The organism is Nereida ignava (genome assembly GCF_047114695.1).
Lineage (GTDB): Bacteria > Pseudomonadota > Alphaproteobacteria > Rhodobacterales > Rhodobacteraceae > Nereida > Nereida ignava.
This window is the reverse complement of record NZ_CP112885.1, coordinates 1,790,879-1,809,912: the sequence shown is the minus strand read 5'-3', so window position 1 is coordinate 1,809,912 and position 19,034 is coordinate 1,790,879. Positions and strand designations below refer to the sequence as shown.

Sequence of the window (19,034 nt, the reverse complement as noted above, 5' to 3'; positions counted from 1 at the left end):
TCAGCTAACGGGCTATTTGTCTACAAGCGGGACAGTATCAGGGCCGTCAGCTGCCTCGAGTTCTTCAAAATCAAACGCATCAAGACGCCGAGCACGGCGACCCGCTTTTTCAGCGCTAATCCGAATATCTGCCACGTCTTTCGCTGCCTGACCGAAGTGCCGATCAAGGTTTTCAACCCGGGCACCGAGCCGTTCAACATCCTGAAACAACATCGATAGCTCTTTTCGAATAGCGCCCGCTTGCGCACGCATTCGCGCATCCTTCAAAATAGCTCGCATCGTATTCAGGGTCGCCATGCAGGTCGTTGGTGACACAATCCAAACGCGCGCCGCAAACCCATCACGCACCACCTCGGGGAAGTTGGCATGCAGTTCTGCATAGACTGCCTCTGACGGTAAAAACATCAACGCACCATCGGCGGTTTCGCCCTCAATCAGATACTTTTCGGATATCGCTTTAATGTGGGCGCGCACGCTTTGACGCAACTGACGGGCGGCGTCCTTTACCTCCCAATCATTCGCAGCACTGCGTAACTTTTCATAAGCCTCCAGAGGAAACTTTGCGTCCACAACAATGGGCCCTGGTGGATTAGGCAGGTGAATAAGGCAATCCGCGCGCTTGCCGTTCGAAAGGGTCGCCTGCATCGTGTAACTGTCGCTTGGCAGCGCCTTGGACACAATATCAGCCAACTGGATTTCGCCGAACGCCCCGCGCGTTTGTTTGTTACTCAAGATATCTTGCAAAGACAGCACATCACCACTCAACTTCGTAATGTTGTCCTGAGCTTTGTCGATCGCCTGCAATCGCTGTTGCAACTCTCCCAAAGACTGCGCGGTGCGACGTGACGTACCCGACAAGTTTTCATTCATCTGCACGGTAACCGCCTGAAGGCGCTGCTCCATCAATTGAAGCATATTTGCTTGTGCAGCGGCCTGCGCCTCTGACACATGGGTCAGACCTCCTGCAAGTTGCTGTTGCCCATCAGATAGCATTTGAACCCGCTGGCCCAGCCCTTGCATTTGTGCCGCAAGAGGACCTGTTGCACGCGCTGACCGGCCCGCCGCACGGGTGGTCACAACCAACAACAAAATGATCAGCACCAACGCTGCAATGCCCACAAGGCCCAACAGATGAAGCGGATCTTCAAGCGAAAAGCTATACGCACCAATCTCAATCATGTGCGGCCAAACAACCGCTCAATATCAGTCATCTTCAGCTCCACGTATGTGGGGCGGCCGTGGTTACATTGGCCAGAGTGCGGGGTCGTCTCCATCTCGCGCAGCAGTGCATTCATCTCATCCCCATTCAACCGCCGGCCTGTACGAACAGAACCGTGACAAGCAACACGGCTTAAAATCGCCTCAATCTTGGCTTGCACCAGATCGCTTGAACCAAGGTCATGCAACTCATCGAGCACATCACGAATAAGGCCTGACACATCACACTGGCCCAATAGCGCAGGCGTTTCGCGCACAGCGATTGCGCCTGCACCAAAAGGTTCCACCACCACACCGAACCGCGCCAGCGTATCCGTTTGCCCGATGATCAGTGCAGCGTCCCCATCAGATAGCTCCACGATGTCAGGGATCAGCAACGCTTGCCGCGCAATACCGTTTTCCGCCATCTGCTTTTTGAGGCGCTCATAAACAAGCCTTTCGTGGGCGGCATGCGCATCGACCAAAACAATCCCATCACGGGTTTGAGCAACGATATAATTCTCATGCAAATGCGCACGCGCAGCCCCCAACGGGTGATCAGGCAATGGCGTGTCTGTCGGCGCATTTGCCTCAATACGTGCAGAGGGCGCATCAAAAGGGGTTTGCCCGTCCTCAAACATAGGTGCTTGCGCAGCATAAGACGCAGATAGCCCACCTTGGCTGGGCCGGTCCATTTGATAGATGCGCGGCTCAACTGCTTCCGCACGCATCGCACCCAAAGTCTCGCCCGCAATGGTAGTCGATGCACGGTGCCCCGCATTGGCCAGCGCATGGCGCACAGCACTCACAATCAACCCGCGTGCCACACCAGCTTCGCGAAACCGGACCTCAGATTTGGCAGGATGCACGTTTACATCCACCATGGTTGGATCACAGTCCAAAAAGAGACACGCGGCAGGATGGCGATCGCGCGAAAGGAAGTCCATGTAAGCGCCGCGCAAAGCACCGACGAGGACTTTGTCGCGCACAGGGCGGCCGTTCACAAACAAGAATTGCGCAACCGCAGCACCACGGGAATAAGTAGGAAGTGCCGCGTAACCAGTTAGGTGAAAACCATCGCGTTCTGCATCAATCGGTACTGCGTTATCTGCAAATTCGCGCCCAAGAACGTTTGCAAGGCGGCCATGCAATGCATCAAACATATCACCAGTCTGCGCATCTGCGCGAAACGTCACCCGACCTTCACCGCCACCAGACACATCGCGCAGGGTAAAACTGACGAAGGGTTCGGCCATAGCAAGACGCTTTACGACGTCACTAATTGCCTGCACCTCGGCGCGGTCAGACCGCATGAATTTCAATCGTGCTGGCGTGGCATAAAATAAATCCTGCAACGTAACGATGGTACCACGTGTTAGTGCAGCAGGCTTTACACTGCCCATCTCGCCGCCACTGACTTTGATTTCAGCGGCATCAAAACCTTCCGCGCGCGAAGTGATCGTCAAACGTCCTACCGCCCCAAGCGACGGAAGCGCTTCACCGCGAAACCCGAACGTGTGAATGTTCAAAAGGTCGGTGCCATCGATCTTTGAGGTGGCGTGTCGTGAGAGGGCAAGCCCAAGATCATCCGGCGCGATACCACATCCATCGTCAGTAACACGGATTAAAGATTTGCCGCCCTGTGCAATTGCAATATCAATACGCTGCGCGCCTGCATCGATGGCGTTTTCTACAAGCTCTTTCACTGCAGAAGCTGGCCGCTCAACAACCTCACCGGCCGCAATGCGGTTGATGGCATTTGCGTCCAATTGGCGGATGACAGGGCGTATGTTGTTGACGGTGTCTGGCATGCCACAATAGCTAGCACGCCACCACAGATTCGACTAGTTGGTGCTTTGCAATCCCATTGGCTGACCGACTACCACAAAATGCAGATCATCTGCGCGTAACAACTCAGCTGCTACACGGTTTACGTCCTCTAGTGTCACGGCCTCGACCTTGTCGTTGCGGGTTGGGATATAGTCAATCGGAAGGCCCTGCATTTGCATTCCAACCATAATATTCGCGATTGGCCCATTGCCATCAAACCGCAACGGATACGCACCGGTCAAATACGTTTGGGCGCGGGACAACTCATCCTCGGACACGCCATTTCGCGCCGTATCTGCCCAGACTTGCTTTGTGACTTCGACCGCCTCTGCAATCCGGTCATTTGCGCTTGAAACCTGACCCAAATACATCGCGGCGTAGTCTTTGGGCACCAAATAGGAACCGATGCCGTAGGTAAGGCCCCGCTCCTCGCGCACTTCTTTCATCAGGCGGGCTTCAAAACCACTACCGCCCAAAATGGTGTTCAAAATAAACGCCGCGAAAAAATCAGGATCATCTTGGCGAAGTCCGCTGTGTCCAAAAAGCGCTACAGACTGTGGTGTTTCGAATGGTACAACAGTCACACCGCCTTTAAGTGTTTGCGTGACTTGTGCGGGCATCGGCGCGCCACTTTTGGGCAGTCCAAGCAACAAATCATCCAATAGAAACGCCAGCGCGTCGGGCGTGATGTCACCCGATGCGCCCACATAAAGACGATCCAACGCCATCGTTCGATCTTTTGCTTCAAACAGATCTGCCTGCGTCAATGCCGAAACAGATTGCTGCGTACCGTTGATATTGGATGCATAAGGATGCTGCCCGTAGGCAAGACGGGCAAACGTCTCGCTTGCGATTGAATTCGGGTCTTTTAGGTCCGACGCAATGATCGATTGCACCTGTGATTTCACGCGATCAATCGCTGACTGTTCAAACAACGGCTTGAGGATCGCTTGGCGCAAAAGGGCGATGGCCTCGTCTTGTGTATCCGTCAAAAACCGCGCGGAAATCTGTAGCGAGTCGTCACTTACATCAAACGAAAAGTCCGCCGCCAGCGCATCACGTGCCTGTGCAAATGCCTGCGCGTCCATGTCGCCGCTGCCTTCTTCAAGCAGAGCTGTCATCAGATTGATTGCACCGCGCTTGCCCTCCGCATCAAGCGAAGCACCGCCTTTGAAGCGAATTTCCAGCGCCACAAACGGGATCGAATGCTCTTCCACCAACCACGCCTTGATCCCAGACTTGGACGTTACTTCTTGTATCTCCACGGCGGCAAAGGCTGTGTGGGCCGTCATCAAAAACGCGACGAAGGTGGTAATAAAAGAACGGATCATTGTGACACCTGTGATGCTGCTTCGGGTGAAGTCGGTGAACGAAGATAGCCGGTGACTGCCACTTTACGGTCTAAAAATAGCGCCCGCGCGGCCTGCAGGATATCATCAGACGTGACAGCGGCCAAAACATCTGGCCACGCTTGGATATCCGCTACAGTCAAACCGGACGTCAGCCCCGCGCCATATGTTCGCGCCAAGGATTGAACGGAGTCGCGGCCATAAATCTCAGAAGCGCGCAACTGCACCTTGATACGGGCTAATTGTTCTTCATCAATTCCCGCCTCAAGAAACTGCGCAATGGCGGCATCAAGTTTGGCTTCTGCCTCGCTCAACGAAACCCCAGGCGTGGGCACCATCACAACGCCAAAGGTTGTATCGTCCAGCGATAACCCTGAATAAAACGCGCCTGTATAAACCGCGTCTTGGCTATCAAATTGCAGCCGCTGCCCCAAGAATGAGGTCGCGGGATTGCCACCCAACAATTCGGACAACAGTGTCAACGCCGCTGCTTTTTCTTGCGCACCACTGTCACGCTCAGGCGCCAAATATGTGCGGATCACGTAGGGCTGTGCCACGCGGGGGTCTTCAAATACCAACCTGCGTTCGGCGCGGTGCGGCGGCTCAGTAGGCCGCGCACGCGCCGTAAGGTCTTTGGTTGGCTCAAGTACGCCGTAATACGTTTCCGCAAGGCGCTTCACCTCATCTGGGTACACATCACCCGCCACAACCAACACGGCATTATTAGGAGCGTAAAAGCGCTGATAATATGCCAGCGCATCGTCTAATCCCAACTGCGCAATCTCATGCTTCCAACCGATGACGGGAATGCCGTAAGGGTGATTTTGGTATTGTGCTGCCATGCGCTGTTCCCCAAACAAGGACCCCGGATCGTTTTCTGTGCGCTGGTTGCGTTCCTCCAGAACAACGTTCCGCTCGGTCTCGATATCATCTTCAGTCAGGCGTAGATCGCGCATTCGGTCGCTTTCCATCCGCATCATCAAGTCAAGGCGGTCCGCAGCCACGCGTTGAAAATACGCAGTGTAGTCGTAACTGGTAAACGCATTGTCGCGCCCACCGTTGGCCGCAACGACTTTGGAAAATTCGCCCGCTTCCATGTCATCCGTTGCTTTGAATAACAGGTGCTCAAGAAAATGTGCGATACCAGATTTTCCGGGGTCTTCATCAGCGGCACCTGCGCGGTACCAGACCATGTGCACCACAACAGGTGCGCGGTGGTCTTCGATCACAACCACCTCCATGCCGTTATCAAGCGCGAATGTTGTGACATTATCCGCCGCAGCCGCAGTCAGTGGCATCCACAGTAATGAGGCAAGCATAAGAAAGGCTAAGCGCATCGAAAACACTCCGTTGTTACAGACTGTAAGCTACGGTGGCGCGCAAATCATTCAAGGCCGATGGCGTACTCGTGATGAGTTATTCGGCAAGCGGCAGCGGCGGTGCAGCGGGGGTGCGCACGCCAGCGCTGCGCAGACGTGCAAGCTCGGCATGCTGATCCAATGCTTGCTGAGCATAGGCTTTGAAATAAACATTCACATTTGCCGCGCGTTCCAACAAACGCCCACGGTTTGCTTTGCGGAACTCCAGATCACTGGCCGCCAGAGTGGAGCGGATATTGGCGTCAGTCCCGTAACGGCCAGCATGCGCCAGAACAGCACTGTCGCCCGCACGACCATCAGCGTTCATGCGTTGCGGGCTACCGCCAAGTGTTGCCACAGCATCGCGAAAAGGTGTGGGGTCTGCCAGATTGGATTGACCCAATGTAGGTGTAGGAAGCTCAGCAAAACTAGCAGGTTCTTGCAGCGGCTTATTTGGCAAAATTGCAAATTCATCAGGGCCAGACTGCGACTTTTTCAAATTCAACAGCTGAGGTTCCCCGCGCTCGCAGCCAGCAAGTGCAAGAGTGGTAACAATCATCAAAATCGTGGCTTTAATCAGATAACCCATAATGCCCCTGCCCAGTCGTTATGTTTAGATAACCTAGATTTTTAGGCGCGTCAGGTGCTTTTCTTATTTTCACCAGACGGCGTCAAAAAAACCAAACCAATCGCGCCCACAAAAATGGCGATGTCGGCCACGTTAAACGCAAAAGGGTTCTCAATCCCGCAGCAGGACATATTCAAAAAGTCCGCAACGGCACCGTAAACAATCCGGTCAATGATGTTGCCAAGCGCCCCGCCAATAAGCAAACCGGCGCTGATCTGCGCCCATTTGCCCATTTGTTCACGCGCAACCCACCACACCACAGCAGCCGTGATCACAAGTGCGACACCAATGAGTATCCAGCGCATGTCGAGCCCAGCACCCAAACCGAAGTTAACACCCCGGTTCCATGCCATGCGCAGATTAAGGTAGGGATCAATCACGTTGATCGACCCAAGCGTTTTAAGGTCCATGACTTGAACGACCCAAACCTTAATCGCTTGATCCAATACAAAGATCAGCGCGGCAACTGTGAGCGCGCGCTTCATTAGTGGCGGAAATGGCGCATGCCGGTGAATACCATAGCAAGGCCAGCCTCATCAGCTGCAGCAATTACGTCATCGTCACGCATTGAGCCGCCGGGTTGAATAATTGCGGTGGCACCTGCTTCAGCCGCAGTGATCAAGCCGTCTGCAAATGGGAAGAACGCATCGGACGCAACCACAGACCCTTGGGTCAAGGGTGCGGCCAAACCAAGTTCTTGCGCCATATCTTCGGCTTTGCGCGCAGCAATGCGTGTGCTGTCAACGCGGCTCATCTGGCCTGCGCCCACACCAACGGTAGCGCCGTCTTTGACGTAGATAATTGCGTTTGATTTGACGTGCTTCGCCACGGTCCAAGCAAACATCAAGTCTTTCATTTCTTGCTCACTTGGCTGCTTTTTCGTCACCACCTTCAGGTCGTCCATGCTGACGCGGCCTGTGTCTTTGTCTTGCACAAGATAGCCACCTGCTACCTGACGGATCGTCTGACCTGCCGCAGAAGCATCCGCCAAACCACCAGTGGTCAAAAGGCGCAGATTTTTCTTATTGGCAAAGATTTCCATCGCCTCAGGCGTTGCATCAGGGGCGATGACCACTTCGGTAAAGATGCTGGTGATTTCCTCAGCCGTTGCAGCGTCCAACGTTTGGTTCAACGCGATGATCCCGCCAAAAGCGCTTGTCTGGTCGCATTGGAAGGCCCGCGTGTAGGCATCACGAAGTGTCTCACCTGTCGCCACACCACATGGGTTAGCGTGCTTGATGATGGCGCAGGCTGGCGCACCACCGCCAAATTCACTTACCAATTCAAACGCCGCATCCGTGTCGTTGATGTTGTTGTACGACAGCTCTTTGCCTTGGTGTTGTTTGGCCGTAGCGATGCCCGCGCGGGTGCTGCCATCCGTGTAGAACGCCGCTGACTGATGCGGGTTCTCGCCGTAGCGTAGTGTTTGCGCCAATGTGCCTGAAACTGAAACACGGCGCGGCGTGCCTTCGACCTGCGCAGCCATCCAAGTGCTAACCGCAGTGTCGTACGCTGCGGTGCGCGCATAGGCCGTTTGGGCCAGACCTTGACGGAATGCGTACTCAGTTTGCCCACCATTTGCATCAAGTTGCGCAATGACAGCCGCATAATCTTCAACATCAACAACAACGTTCACAAACCCGTGGTTTTTTGCGGCCGAGCGGATCATCGCAGGTCCACCAATATCGATGTTCTCAATCGTGGTGTCGTAGTCGGCGCCCTTAGCCACTGTTTCTTCAAACGGATAAAGGTTCACGACAACCAAATCGATCGGGCCAATACCATGCTCATCCATCGCGGCGCGGTGCTCTGTGTTGTCGCGCAGGGCAAGAAGGCCACCATGCACAACGGGATGAAGGGTTTTGACACGCCCATCCATCATTTCGGGGAAACCCGTCACCTCGGACACGTCTTTCACGTTAAGACCCGCATCGCGTAGCGTCTTTGCTGTGCCGCCCGTAGACAGCAATTCAACCCCGTGCCGTGCAAGCGCTTGGCCCAATTCAACAAGTCCGGTTTTGTCAGAAACTGACAGTAAAGCGCGGGTAACAGGGGCAAGATTGGGCATGTGTTTGGTCCTAAGTTTAGTCGTTCCAGTCGCGTGCATCGCCACTGTCGAACAAATCGCGGACCGCCAGCGGCGTGTCCTGCGCTTTGGAGAGTGACCATTTCACTTGGCTGGCGTATGCCACGGCTTTACCCGAAAGGACAATCTGCATTGTCGCACGCGGGGCAATTCGCCCCTTTTCCAGATAAACAGACGGCTCAAGTGACAGTTGCACACCTTCAATTGCGCGAAAAACCCAAATTTCACCCGAGCGTAAAACAAGCGATACCGCACGGCCAGCCATGTCCAGTGAAGCGTCCACTTCTGCATGCAGGTGAAACCGAACACTGTAGGCAATGCCCTGCAAAGATGTGGCATCCAAAGCCAAGTCAAAGCGATTCTTATCCGCATCATTCATCGTTGTAAGCATGTCAGAACCGTTTAAAACGCGCCCATCTGCGGACAGCTCCAACTCACGCACATGCGTCAGCCCGTGTGAGCCTGCCCAAGCATCATGCGCGGCCCCCAGCTTTTGGTTCTCTGCGGTGCGCTGAATATCCAACTGAACCGTTTGCGGACCACCCACCAGATGCCCTTCATCGTTCAACTGCGCAGAGGACTGCCCCTCAAGATGCAGAACAGAATGCGACGGCGTCGCCCGTCCCGCCCGCGCCCATCTATCGCCAAAAGATACACCTGCGCCACAGTTTACGATCAATGGCCGCCTGCCAGACGTGAGTTCCATCGCCAAGGTGCTGGCATGTGCCCGGCGCGCATTCGTGGTTACAGGAGGCGGGCTTGCATCAATAATCAGGCTCGTGCGTCCGCCATTCAACCGCGCAAATCCCATGGCAGTATCACCCGTACGCGCCATGCGGCTCGCAGCATCTGCAAGCGCTTGGTCCAGCTTGCCGTCCACGCCGCGCCCACCGCCATGAAAACGCGTAAGTCCACCATCCGCGTGTCGCAGCGCCCGCAGAGTTGGGCCTATCCGCTCAACCGCATTACTGATCGCAGTTGCTGGCTCACGCCCAACAGCAGCACACGCTTTTTGCACCCACGTCAAATGTGTCAATACGTCCAACAGCTCTTCGGGATTACGGCTTACAATCGCGCCTTGCGCATCAATGTGGGCGTCACAATCACTGGCCAATGCTTTCATGGCCGGATCAACGTGATGCTGCATCCCCTCAATGGTAAGACCAGCATAAATGATCCCAACAAGCGCTTCGAAACGGCTTAAACCACTTGGCAAAACACGCCAACGGCGGGCCAAGAATTCAGTCTGTTTGGAAAGAGATGTATAGTAATCGTCAGAGATGTCCGCGCCACTACCGCGCAAAATAAACAGCGCGTTGTTCACCCACCGGATCACGCGCCGCCCTGTTACCTCAGGGGACCATGCGGGCAGTGAAGGTGCGGGATACTTCGTGATCCACTCCGAAAGCCAATGCCCCGCCAGATCGCGTGCCTTGGCATCACCTGCCGCGGCCAGATCATCAAGCCACAAGAACCCGTGAGCCTCACTACTGAAATCCGCGGACGGCATTTCAATGTCCCAAAGTGATGTATCGGGCGCTTCGATCAATTCTCCCGCAAACATCAAGTTACCCGCCACGATCTGGCGGCCTTTGTTGTAACTGCCAATACTGCGAGGCTCAGGCTGGCCCACAAATCCCGTCGCCGCAGCGCATTTACCAGCACGCCACGCATGAAAGCGATCCGCCATCGTTGGAACTTGTTTTTTGCTCAACTAACTCACCCGACTACGCGACGTTTATGCCGCAACACCCCAACACCACATCCTACGATATGGCCGGTTTTGTCACAGGTTAGCCCGTTGCTCGCAAGGTGTCATCAATCGTCTTTGCGCAGGCACACGATATAAAATCCGTCCATGCCGCCGCGTTCAGCCCAATAATCAGGCCGCAAGCGCAAACCGCCCTCTTCACTGATCCAATTTGGTTCAACACCCTCAACAGACAGCGCCGCACGGTCAACGCTCCAGCCTGTCAGATCCGCCTCATCAATGTGGACCTCGCCCTCATCGGGCAGCAGGCTACAGGTGCAGAAAACCAGCCGGCCACCCGGTTTCACAAGGCGCATCGCGTGCGCAAGCATTCGGGCCTGTAAATCGATCAGCGCACCAAAATCACTGCCGTCTTTGGCGTGGGGCAAATCCGGATGTCGGCGCATCGTACCGGTTGCCGAGCAAGGCGCATCCAGCAATACAGCATCGAAAAGCCCGTGCTCATCTTCGCTCACTTCAAACACATCGCTGTTCACCAGCTGCGCCTTCAAATCCACACGCGCGAGGTTTTCCTCAACCCGCTTGAGACGGTTGGCATTATCATCAACAGCCACCACATCCGCACCAGCCGCAGATAATTGCATCGTCTTGCCACCTGGTGCTGCACACAGGTCCAAGACACGCTCACCTACTTTGGGGGCAAGCACTTTGACAGCAAGGGCAGCCGCGGCGTCTTGAACCCACCAAGCACCCTCATCGAAACCATCAAGCTTTGAGACTTGCCCGAACGCCGCAAGACGGTGTGATCCTGTGGGAAGCGTCACAGCTTCGGGCGTCACATCACCATCGCGACCACGCAAAGAAATATCGAGCGGAGGCGTTGCGGCTTGGACTTTTTCCATGACCTCGACACTGCTACGGCCCCACGCCGCCACAAGCGGGCCACGCAGCCAATTGGGCATGCGGGCGGGCGGCAGTTTTGCCCAAGCATCCGGACCCGTTTCGGCCACGCGGCGCAACACAGCATTAACCATACCTTTAAGGCCGCCAACCCGGGGTAATTTCGAAGTCAGCGTGACGCCTGCGTTCACCACACCGTGTGCCGCAGCGCCGTCTTCGCAGATCTCAACAACGCCTAATCGTAAAATATTCATCACGATCAGCGGAGGGTTTTTTTTCAAATACGGTTTAAGAACGTGGTCACATTTATCAAGGTGCCGCAGTGTTTGAACGGCCAGACGATACGCGCGTGCGCGGTCCTCTGCCTTGAGGTGATCGAGGGTATTGCTCACCTCGGCCAGCAAACGCCCTTGGGCCAAAACAGCCTCAAGAAGTTTGAGCGCTGCGCGCCGTGGAGCCAGTCCTTGATCCGCCATGTGGTGATATCCTTGATCAACAATTGCTTGCGGCCTATATCACGCTCATGACTGACGCAACAAATGACCCGTACCAAAATCTTCCTGACGCCGCTAAACGCGCGCTGGCCGAAGCCGAAGAGCGCCGCGCCAAAGCAAAAGCCGACGCACTGCCCAAGGAACTTGGTGGCCGCGATGGCCCCGAACCTGTTCGCTTTGGTGATTGGGAAAAGAAAGGCATCGCGATCGACTTTTGATCAAGATGTAAGGCAGCGCTAGCGCAGTGATAAAACCGCCGAACGTCCTGCGCCACGATCTGATGTAAAGCGTAACTTGTTATCGTTCACGCGCACCTCTTGGCAGTTGTAGCCAATGTCACGCGATCCCCACTTAAGATTTCTACAAAAATAGCCTGATTGCCACGCCCAATCGCCAGTCACGGCACGACCAAGTGCGCGGCCCATAATCTCGCCCGTTTCTTCAACACGCAATTTAATGCCCGGGTAGTGAAGTGACTTGCCTTGGATCACGCTGCGAAAGCGTTCTTCGTTATCAATCTTCGCAAAACCATCGGCCTGCGCTGCAGACGCAAGCGCACATGTTCCAATCAAAATAGTGGCAAAGACATTTCCCAAGCCCATGGTGCGATCCTCGTTGACATACACTGTTGTTACGCAAGGCATGCCAATTTGGATCAATCAGCGGCCTAAAGGCCCAAAACGTCGAACATATCGTATTGCCCAGGCCCGCGCGATTGACCCCAAAGTGCAGCCTTTAGGGCACCGCGCGCAAAGATCGCTCTGTCTGTTGCCATGTGGCGCAACACAATACGCTCACCAGCGGCGGCAAACATCACGTCATGCTCTCCAACAATATCACCACCACGGACCACGGCAAAACCGATATCGCCGCGTTTGCGGGCGCCCGTCATGCCATCGCGTCCCGCGTCGCGCACATCGCTCAGTGCAACACCGCGACCCGCTGCAGCAGCCTCGCCCAACATCAATGCAGTTCCGCTTGGAGCATCCACTTTGTGGTGGTGGTGGGCTTCTATCACTTCGATGTCAAAATCCTCATCCAGCGCTTTGGCCACCATTTGGGTAAGTTTCGTCAGCAAGTTTACACCCAGAGACATGTTTCCCGCGCGCACCTGAACCGAGTGACGGCTGGCCGGCTCAAGCCGCTCGATCTGCTCGTCCGTGAAGCCCGTCGTGCCGATGACGTGCACCGCACGGGCCTGTGCAGCGATGGCCGCAAACTCAATCGTCGCTTCGGGAGCGGTGAAATCAATGACTGCCTGTGCTTGTGCAAATGCAGCAAGGGCATCGTCGCTGACGATCACGCCCATTTCAGTACCACCCATCGCAACGCCGATATCACGGCCGATCCAGTCGTGACCCGCACGCTCAATCGCACCAACCAATGTGCAGGCATTACTCTGGGAAATTGTCTGGCACAGCATCTGCCCCATCCGGCCAGAAGCACCCGTTACCACTATTTTCGGCAAATCAGTCATCATTCTCTCCATATTCCGTACCGTCCTACGACACCTACGCTTGGCAAGGAAGGCCATCCGTCATACATCCCGCGTATGGCAAAGAACAAATTTGATAACTCTGGTGCTCCGTCCCAACGCCAATTGCGCGTTGGCGAGCTTATTCGCCGCACTCTGTCGGAGGTTTTGACACGTGGAGAAATCCACGATCCAGACCTGAACCGGCTGTATCTATCTATTGGCGAAGTGCGCGTAAGCCCCGACTTGCGGATTGCGACTGTTTACGCGCTGCCATTGGGCGGGGACAAAAAGGAAGAGGCAATCGCCGCACTTAAGCGCAACAAAGGTGAGTTGCGACACGCGCTTGATAAAAAGCTGACCCTACGCTTTTCGCCCGAGCTGCGGTTTTTGGCGGATGACACCTACGATCAAATTGATGCGACCAAGAAATTGCTGGCCCAAGACGTTGTGCGCCGTGATGCGCAAGCGCCCAGCGACGACGCCGAGGACTAAAGCAATGCGGCGTGCGCTTCTCACGTTGGCCTTTTGGGCCGCGGGCACATGCGCGCTTGCAGATGTTCAACCAACGACATGCGCCGTTCAAAGCCATGAAGGTGCTGAATATACCGTTTGTACTGTGGACGACCCGTCCGTGTTGCGACTGCATCTTAGGGGTGACGATGGTGAGGTCATTGGCAGTTTCCGCCGCCTTGAGGCCACCCAAGGCCCCCTGCCTTTTGCGATGAACGCAGGCATGTATCATCCGGATCGATCACCCGTCGGTTACTATGTGGAGGACGGCGTTGAAATCATGCGTGTCATCCCAAACGCAGGCCCCGGCAACTTCGGGCTGTTACCAAACGGGATCCTGTGCATCACGCCCAGCGCCGTTCGGGTTATTGAAACCCTCGCTTTTCAGCAATCCCCACAGCCCTGTGTCCATGCAACACAATCCGGTCCGATGTTTGTGATTGACGGCGAATTGCATCCCCGCTTTTTGCCCAAAAGCACCTTTACCAACATCCGCAATGGCGTTGGCACTACCGACAATGGCAAGACCGCCTTTTTCGTCATGTCGAACGGGGCTGTTACGTTCCACCAGATGGCGCTCTTTTTCAGAGGTGCCCTTAAAACACCCAACGCGCTTTACTTTGACGGGCGCATAAGCAAGTTACACGCCCCATCCCTTGGCCGCTCTGATATTGGTCAGCCGATGGGCCCGATCATCTCTGCCTCACACTAACACCGAGTATTTACATGGCACGACGCAAAAATGGCCGCGATATCAGCGGCTGGATCATCATTGATAAACCCGCAGGTCCCACGTCTACGACTGTGGTGAACAAAGTGCGTTGGGCGTTCAATGCCAAAAAAGCAGGGCACGCAGGCACGCTCGATCCTGATGCGACCGGCGTTCTGGCCGTAGCGTTGGGTGAGGCCACAAAAACCATTCCCTACATCACAGACGCGCTTAAGGCATACGAGTTTTCCGTGAAATTTGGTGAGGCAACCAACACTGATGACGCAGAGGGTGAAATCATAGCACGCTCTGACACCCGCCCCACGGACGATGACATCAAAGCAAAACTTCAGGCATTTCTGGGCGATATTGAGCAAGTGCCCCCAAAATTTTCAGCCGTGAAAATCGATGGTGAACGCGCCTATAAACTCGCCCGTGATGGTGAAGACTTCGAAGTCGCCGCGCGTCCACTTTTTGTTGACGAGATTATCCTGAGTGACCGGCCAGATGCGGATCACGCGATTATTGAAATGACCTGCGGCAAAGGCGGATACGTGCGATCAGTCGCGCGTGATTTGGGCGACGCGTTGGGCTGTTATGGTCACGTTGCATGGTTACGCCGTGTATGGTCAGGCCCTTTTGACGTAGAAAACGCGATCGGTCTTGAGCGCATTGAAGAGCTTGCGCGTACCGCTGATATTGACGACCTGCTGCTCCCGCTTGAGTTGGGTCTGAGCGATCTACCACATCTGACATGTGATGCAGCAGCGGCCACGCGGTTTCGCAACGGCAACCCTGCCATGGCAATTGGCGCGGCGGAATATGGCGAAGAAGCGTGGGTAAGCCACCAAGGCGTCCCTGTCGCTGTTGGTATTTTCAAAGCGGGCAACCTGCATCCTTCGCGGGTGTTTAACTTACCTGCCGAATGATCACACGAACACATATCAAAGATGATGCGCCGTCCGTAGCGGTCTATTCAGATTGTGAGAAATACCGCTACTCCCTCACGCGCACCTGGGACCAATCCCAAGAGCACGTTTTGTTCGTTATGCTAAACCCGTCCACCGCAACAGAGGTGCAAAACGACCCAACTGTTGAGCGTTGTGAAAGGCGTGCGCGGACCTTGGGCTTTGGCAGCTTTTGCGTGACCAATATCTTTGCGTGGCGTGACACAGACCCACGCAAAATGCGCGCTTCAAAAGACCCAATCGGTCCGAATAATGACGCCGCAATCACGCAGGCGGCGGTCATCGCAAATCAAATTGTCTGCGCATGGGGAACACACGGTGCCTTTATGCAGCGAGGCGCCTTTGTGAAAGGACTACTCGTTCAAACGGGCAAACCGCTATCGCATTTGGGCTTGTCCAAAGACGGGCACCCCAAACACCCGCTTTATATTGCCTACAGTCAAAAACCTGTACTTTGGACTTAACTGCGAACAAATCTCACTAAAGCCCAAACTCTTGCCACAGTTCGCGGCGGACACCTCCACATCCTTGCCACAGATCACCCGTCTTTGGGCGATAGTTTGAGTAGGGGTTAAAATGTTAAAGCTAATATCACCAGAGCCATCAATCCGTCCGCCAAGCTTTGCCCAATGGGCATGGCAATATCCGTGTAATATTGCGGAGTTCAGGCCCGACACAGACCAGCTGATTGTGATTATTGATGACGAGAAAACCTATGACCCCAGTGAAGTGCAACTGCGGCCACGCTTGAATGGCACGACCGAGGTTTTGTTGGCGGGGCAAACGATTGGGACAGTCACGTCTAACGCTATTGAGGATGTCTCCGATTTGGTGGTGATGCGTATGTCGGATGCTTACGGAACGGTGATTGGCCCCGCTGCGGAGTAAACTAGGCTGTAACGCAGTAAGCCGAGCGCAAAGAATCGCTTCCATTTACAGCCATCTGCGCCTATACGCCCTCATCCGCGCTTTGTGTGGATACCTCCATGGGCCCTGCTGAACGACATCTCGGCTTGCGCCATCACTCTAACCTTAAAGGAGACCCCGATGTCGATTACAGCTGAAACAAAAGCACAGATCATGAAAGATTTCGCAATCAAAGAGGGTGACACTGGTTCCCCCGAAGTTCAGATTGCAATCTTGTCGTCGCGCATCGCGACCCTGACTGAGCACTTCAAAACACACAAAAAAGACAACCACGGTCGCCGTGGCCTTTTGAAAATGGTTGCTCTGCGTCGTAAGCTTTTGGACTATGTCCGTGGCAAAGACGAAGCACGTTACCAAGACCTGATTAAGCGTTTGGGCCTGCGCCGCTAAGCGCATTTCAAACCAGTCGAATACGAAAAGGCCGTCTGTTAAATCAGGCGGCCTTTTTGCTTTCTATCCTACCGCCCCAAAGGCCATTTTCGGACGCTATACGCCGGAATATTGGCGGCCTTGCGGTATTGCTTCCCAAACTGCCCTTTCTGTTGTATTGCGCCGCTATCTGAAAGTTGGCGCCCGGATTCCAGCGCCCACCAAATAAGATATCGGGATCAGAGGGAATTCGCCCTCTACGCTAATGGCCCCACGTGGGCCGAACTAGGAAACGTATATGTTTAACGTCACGAAAAAATCTATCCAATGGGGTGAAGAAACCCTCACGCTTGAGACAGGCAAAGTTGCTCGCCAAGCTGATGGTTCTGTTATCGCTACTTACGGTGAGACATCCGTAATGGCGAACGTCACCTTCGCAAAAGCACAAAAGCCGGGCCAAGACTTCTTCCCGCTGACAGTGCACTACAACGAGAAATACTACGCTGCTGGTAAAGTCCCCGGTGGCTTTTTCAAACGCGAAGCCCGCCCAACAGAAAAAGAAACACTGACATCGCGCCTGATCGACCGTCCGATCCGTCCGTTGTTTGTTCCTGGCTTCAAAAACGAAGTTCTGGTGATCTGTACTGTTCTGTCGCACGACGGCGTAAACGACCCTGACATGGTTGCAATGATCGCGGCATCTGCTGCGCTGACCATTTCTGGTGCTCCATTCATGGGCCCAATCGCTGCGTGCCGCGTCGGTTATGAAGATGGCGATTACATCTTGAACCCAGAGATCGACGATATGCACGATCTAAAGAACAACCCTGATCAACGCCTTGATCTGGTTGTTGCCGGCACAAAAGACGCTGTGATGATGGTTGAATCAGAAGCTTACGAGCTTACTGAAGCCGAGATGCTTGGCGCTGTGAAATTTGCTCACGAGCAAATCCAACCAGCGATCGATCTGATCATTGCTTTGGCTGAAGATTGCGCCAAAGAGCCGTTTGACTTCCAGGCACCTGACTACAGCGATTTGTTCGCAGCAGTTAAAGCCGCTGGCGAAGAGAAAATGCGCGCGGCATATGCAATCGGTGACAAGCAAGAGCGCACAACCGCTGTTGCCGCCGTCAAAGAAGAAATCAAAGCAAGCCTGTCAGAAGAGCAGCTCGCAGACGAGAACCTTGGCACAGCGCTCAAGAAACTCGAAAGCGGCGTTCTGCGCGGTGATGTTGTGAAAAACGGCAAGCGCATTGACGGTCGTCGTACGGATGAAGTCCGCGACATCGTTTGTGAAACTGGCTTCTTGCCACGTACACACGGCTCAGCCCTGTTCACACGCGGCGAGACACAAGGCTTGGTTGTGACCACTTTGGGCACGGGCGATGACGAGCAGATGATTGACAGCCTTCAGGGCATGTATAAGTCGAACTTCTTGCTGCACTATAACTTCCCTCCCTATTCCGTTGGTGAAGTTGGCCGCTTTGGCCCTCCCGGTCGCCGCGAAATCGGTCACGGTAAACTCGCATGGCGGGCTCTTCAGGCTGTTCTGCCAGCTGCAACAGACTTCCCGTACACTGTGCGCGTTGTTTCTGAGATCACTGAATCAAACGGTTCGTCTTCAATGGCGTCAGTTTGTGGTGGCTCTTTGTCCATGATGGACGCTGGTGTGCCGCTTAAATCAGCTGTTGCTGGTGTGGCTATGGGCCTCGTTCTTGAAGATGACGGATCATACGCGATCCTGACCGATATCCTTGGCGACGAAGATCACCTTGGCGATATGGACTTCAAAGTGGCGGGTACCGAAAAAGGTATCACATCACTTCAAATGGACATCAAAGTCGCAGGCATCACACCTGAGATCATGGAAAAAGCACTCGACCAAGCAAAAGACGGTCGTATGCATATCCTTGGCGAGATGAACAAAGCGCTGTCTGGCGCGAGTGAATTCTCTGCTCACGCGCCGCGCATTGAAACAATGCAGGTTCCAACGGATAAAATCCGTGAGGTCATCGGTTCTGGTGGTAAAGTGATCCGTGAAATCGTTGAAACATCCGGCGCTAAAGTCGACATCAACGATGACGGCATCATCAAGATCGCCTCTGCAAACGCAGAAGCCATCCAAAAAGCCTACGACATGATCTATTCCATCGTGGCAGAGCCAGAAGTGAACGCGGTCTACACCGGTACAGTCGTCAAAATCGTCGACTTCGGTGCATTCGTGAACTTCTTTGGTAAGCGCGATGGCTTGGTACACGTCAGCCAAATCGAAAACCGCCGTTTGAACCACCCATCCGACGTCCTCAAAGAGGGCCAGGAAGTGAAAGTCAAACTGCTGGGCTTTGATGACCGCGGCAAGGTTCGCCTTTCTATGAAAGTAGTGGATCAAGCAACTGGCGAAGAGATCAAAGAAGAGCCGAAAAAGAAAAAAGGCGACGAAGAAGAATAAATTCTTTCTCACCGCTTAATCATCTCAAAGCCCTGCTAGAAATAGTGGGGCTTTTTGTTATCTGGTCGCTGT

The 19,034-nt window shown here is 54.4% G+C and carries 19 protein-coding genes; 8 read left to right on the top strand and 11 right to left on the bottom strand.

All coding sequences use genetic code 11. From position 1 onward, the window contains the following. Nucleotides 1-12: 12 nt before the first annotated feature. The 9 genes from OLX08_RS08945 to OLX08_RS08905 form a co-directional block, all read right to left on the bottom strand. Entirely contained in the window at nucleotides 13-1,179 is a 1,167-nt protein-coding gene (locus tag OLX08_RS08945) for a DNA recombination protein RmuC (protein WP_391480983.1), read from the bottom strand. Continuing rightward, nucleotides 1,176-3,008, bottom strand: a complete 1,833-nt coding sequence (gene mutL, locus OLX08_RS08940; protein WP_391480981.1) for a DNA mismatch repair endonuclease MutL — start codon at nucleotides 3,006-3,008, stop codon at nucleotides 1,176-1,178. The genes OLX08_RS08945 and mutL overlap by 4 nt, the downstream gene beginning before the upstream one ends. Before the next feature lie 33 nt (nucleotides 3,009-3,041). Further along, nucleotides 3,042-4,358 (bottom strand): M16 family metallopeptidase, encoded by a 1,317-nt coding sequence (locus tag OLX08_RS08935; protein ID WP_391480979.1) that lies wholly within the window; start codon nucleotides 4,356-4,358, stop codon nucleotides 3,042-3,044. Then, a complete protein-coding gene (locus OLX08_RS08930; protein ID WP_391480978.1) occupies nucleotides 4,355-5,713 on the bottom strand; it encodes a M16 family metallopeptidase in 1,359 nt (452 codons plus the stop codon). Before OLX08_RS08930 ends, OLX08_RS08935 begins: the two co-directional genes overlap by 4 nt. Nucleotides 5,714-5,792: 79 nt before the next feature. Next, entirely contained in the window at nucleotides 5,793-6,323 is a 531-nt protein-coding gene (locus OLX08_RS08925; protein ID WP_391480976.1) for a DUF3035 domain-containing protein, read from the bottom strand. Nucleotides 6,324-6,373: 50 nt separating this feature from the next. Beyond that, a complete protein-coding gene (gene lspA / locus OLX08_RS08920) occupies nucleotides 6,374-6,847 on the bottom strand; it encodes a signal peptidase II (RefSeq protein ID WP_391480975.1) in 474 nt (157 codons plus the stop codon). Continuing rightward, nucleotides 6,847-8,430, bottom strand: coding sequence for a bifunctional phosphoribosylaminoimidazolecarboxamide formyltransferase/IMP cyclohydrolase (gene purH / locus OLX08_RS08915; RefSeq protein WP_391480973.1), 1,584 nt, complete (start codon nucleotides 8,428-8,430; stop codon nucleotides 6,847-6,849). The genes lspA and purH overlap by 1 nt, the downstream gene beginning before the upstream one ends. Nucleotides 8,431-8,446: 16 nt before the next feature. Then, the gene (locus OLX08_RS08910; RefSeq protein WP_391480972.1) at nucleotides 8,447-10,162 is read right to left on the bottom strand and encodes a heparinase II/III family protein; all 1,716 of its coding nucleotides are present in this window, start codon (nucleotides 10,160-10,162) and stop codon (nucleotides 8,447-8,449) included. Nucleotides 10,163-10,266: 104 nt separating this feature from the next. Next, complete coding sequence (locus OLX08_RS08905) at nucleotides 10,267-11,535, bottom strand: RsmB/NOP family class I SAM-dependent RNA methyltransferase (RefSeq protein WP_391480971.1); 1,269 nt, start codon at nucleotides 11,533-11,535, stop codon at nucleotides 10,267-10,269. Nucleotides 11,536-11,582: 47 nt separating this feature from the next. Between OLX08_RS08905 and OLX08_RS08900 the strand changes: the two genes are divergently transcribed. Beyond that, entirely contained in the window at nucleotides 11,583-11,771 is a 189-nt protein-coding gene (locus tag OLX08_RS08900) for a DUF1674 domain-containing protein (RefSeq protein ID WP_391480969.1), read from the top strand. Nucleotides 11,772-11,789: 18 nt separating this feature from the next. Here the strand turns inward: OLX08_RS08900 and OLX08_RS08895 are convergent, their stop codons facing one another. Then, nucleotides 11,790-12,155: a dihydrodipicolinate reductase gene (locus tag OLX08_RS08895; protein WP_391480967.1), complete on the bottom strand. Its 366-nt coding sequence runs from the start codon at nucleotides 12,153-12,155 to the stop codon at nucleotides 11,790-11,792. 65 nt (nucleotides 12,156-12,220) lie between these two features. Further along, on the bottom strand, nucleotides 12,221-13,030 hold the full coding sequence (gene dapB, locus OLX08_RS08890; protein WP_341246791.1) for a 4-hydroxy-tetrahydrodipicolinate reductase: 810 nt from the start codon (nucleotides 13,028-13,030) through the stop codon (nucleotides 12,221-12,223). 75 nt (nucleotides 13,031-13,105) lie between these two features. Between dapB and rbfA the strand changes: the two genes are divergently transcribed. From rbfA to pnp, 7 genes are all read left to right on the top strand, one after another. After that, on the top strand, nucleotides 13,106-13,522 hold the full coding sequence (rbfA, locus tag OLX08_RS08885) for a 30S ribosome-binding factor RbfA (protein ID WP_391480965.1): 417 nt from the start codon (nucleotides 13,106-13,108) through the stop codon (nucleotides 13,520-13,522). A 4-nt stretch (nucleotides 13,523-13,526) separates the two neighbouring features. Then, complete coding sequence (locus OLX08_RS08880; RefSeq protein WP_391480964.1) at nucleotides 13,527-14,252, top strand: phosphodiester glycosidase family protein; 726 nt, start codon at nucleotides 13,527-13,529, stop codon at nucleotides 14,250-14,252. Nucleotides 14,253-14,266: 14 nt separating this feature from the next. Continuing rightward, nucleotides 14,267-15,178, top strand: a complete 912-nt coding sequence (truB, locus tag OLX08_RS08875; RefSeq protein ID WP_391480962.1) for a tRNA pseudouridine(55) synthase TruB — start codon at nucleotides 14,267-14,269, stop codon at nucleotides 15,176-15,178. After that, nucleotides 15,175-15,681: a DUF1643 domain-containing protein gene (locus OLX08_RS08870; protein WP_391480960.1), complete on the top strand. Its 507-nt coding sequence runs from the start codon at nucleotides 15,175-15,177 to the stop codon at nucleotides 15,679-15,681. Before truB ends, OLX08_RS08870 begins: the two co-directional genes overlap by 4 nt. Before the next feature lie 112 nt (nucleotides 15,682-15,793). Continuing rightward, nucleotides 15,794-16,105, top strand: a complete 312-nt coding sequence (locus tag OLX08_RS08865; protein ID WP_391480959.1) for a hypothetical protein — start codon at nucleotides 15,794-15,796, stop codon at nucleotides 16,103-16,105. 159 nt (nucleotides 16,106-16,264) lie between these two features. Further along, a complete protein-coding gene (gene rpsO / locus OLX08_RS08860; RefSeq protein ID WP_048598717.1) occupies nucleotides 16,265-16,534 on the top strand; it encodes a 30S ribosomal protein S15 in 270 nt (89 codons plus the stop codon). A 277-nt stretch (nucleotides 16,535-16,811) separates the two neighbouring features. Next, nucleotides 16,812-18,962 carry a polyribonucleotide nucleotidyltransferase gene (pnp, locus tag OLX08_RS08855; protein WP_048598716.1) on the top strand — a complete coding sequence of 717 codons (2,151 nt, stop codon included), beginning with the start codon at nucleotides 16,812-16,814 and terminating at the stop codon, nucleotides 18,960-18,962. The last annotated feature ends 72 nt before the right edge of the window (nucleotides 18,963-19,034 follow it).

Bases quoted from the DNA above. Each gene is read 5' to 3' on its own strand.
- OLX08_RS08895 (WP_391480967.1), bottom strand. From the start codon at position 12,155: ATGGGCTTGGGAAATGTCTTTGCCACTATTTTGATTGGAACATGTGCG.
- purH (WP_391480973.1), bottom strand. From the start codon at position 8,430: ATGCCCAATCTTGCCCCTGTTACCCGCGCTTTACTGTCAGTTTCTGAC.
- truB (WP_391480962.1), top strand. From the start codon at position 14,267: ATGGCACGACGCAAAAATGGCCGCGATATCAGCGGCTGGATCATCATT.
- pnp (WP_048598716.1), top strand. From the start codon at position 16,812: ATGTTTAACGTCACGAAAAAATCTATCCAATGGGGTGAAGAAACCCTC.
- dapB (WP_341246791.1), bottom strand. From the start codon at position 13,030: ATGACTGATTTGCCGAAAATAGTGGTAACGGGTGCTTCTGGCCGGATG.
- OLX08_RS08935 (WP_391480979.1), bottom strand. From the start codon at position 4,358: ATGATCCGTTCTTTTATTACCACCTTCGTCGCGTTTTTGATGACGGCC.
- OLX08_RS08930 (WP_391480978.1), bottom strand. From the start codon at position 5,713: ATGCGCTTAGCCTTTCTTATGCTTGCCTCATTACTGTGGATGCCACTG.
- OLX08_RS08865 (WP_391480959.1), top strand. From the start codon at position 15,794: ATGTTAAAGCTAATATCACCAGAGCCATCAATCCGTCCGCCAAGCTTT.
- OLX08_RS08870 (WP_391480960.1), top strand. From the start codon at position 15,175: ATGATCACACGAACACATATCAAAGATGATGCGCCGTCCGTAGCGGTC.
- OLX08_RS08905 (WP_391480971.1), bottom strand. From the start codon at position 11,535: ATGGCGGATCAAGGACTGGCTCCACGGCGCGCAGCGCTCAAACTTCTT.
- OLX08_RS08945 (WP_391480983.1), bottom strand. From the start codon at position 1,179: ATGATTGAGATTGGTGCGTATAGCTTTTCGCTTGAAGATCCGCTTCAT.
- OLX08_RS08900 (WP_391480969.1), top strand. From the start codon at position 11,583: ATGACTGACGCAACAAATGACCCGTACCAAAATCTTCCTGACGCCGCT.
- rbfA (WP_391480965.1), top strand. From the start codon at position 13,106: ATGGCAAAGAACAAATTTGATAACTCTGGTGCTCCGTCCCAACGCCAA.
- OLX08_RS08880 (WP_391480964.1), top strand. From the start codon at position 13,527: ATGCGGCGTGCGCTTCTCACGTTGGCCTTTTGGGCCGCGGGCACATGC.
- mutL (WP_391480981.1), bottom strand. From the start codon at position 3,008: ATGCCAGACACCGTCAACAACATACGCCCTGTCATCCGCCAATTGGAC.
- rpsO (WP_048598717.1), top strand. From the start codon at position 16,265: ATGTCGATTACAGCTGAAACAAAAGCACAGATCATGAAAGATTTCGCA.
- lspA (WP_391480975.1), bottom strand. From the start codon at position 6,847: ATGAAGCGCGCGCTCACAGTTGCCGCGCTGATCTTTGTATTGGATCAA.
- OLX08_RS08925 (WP_391480976.1), bottom strand. From the start codon at position 6,323: ATGGGTTATCTGATTAAAGCCACGATTTTGATGATTGTTACCACTCTT.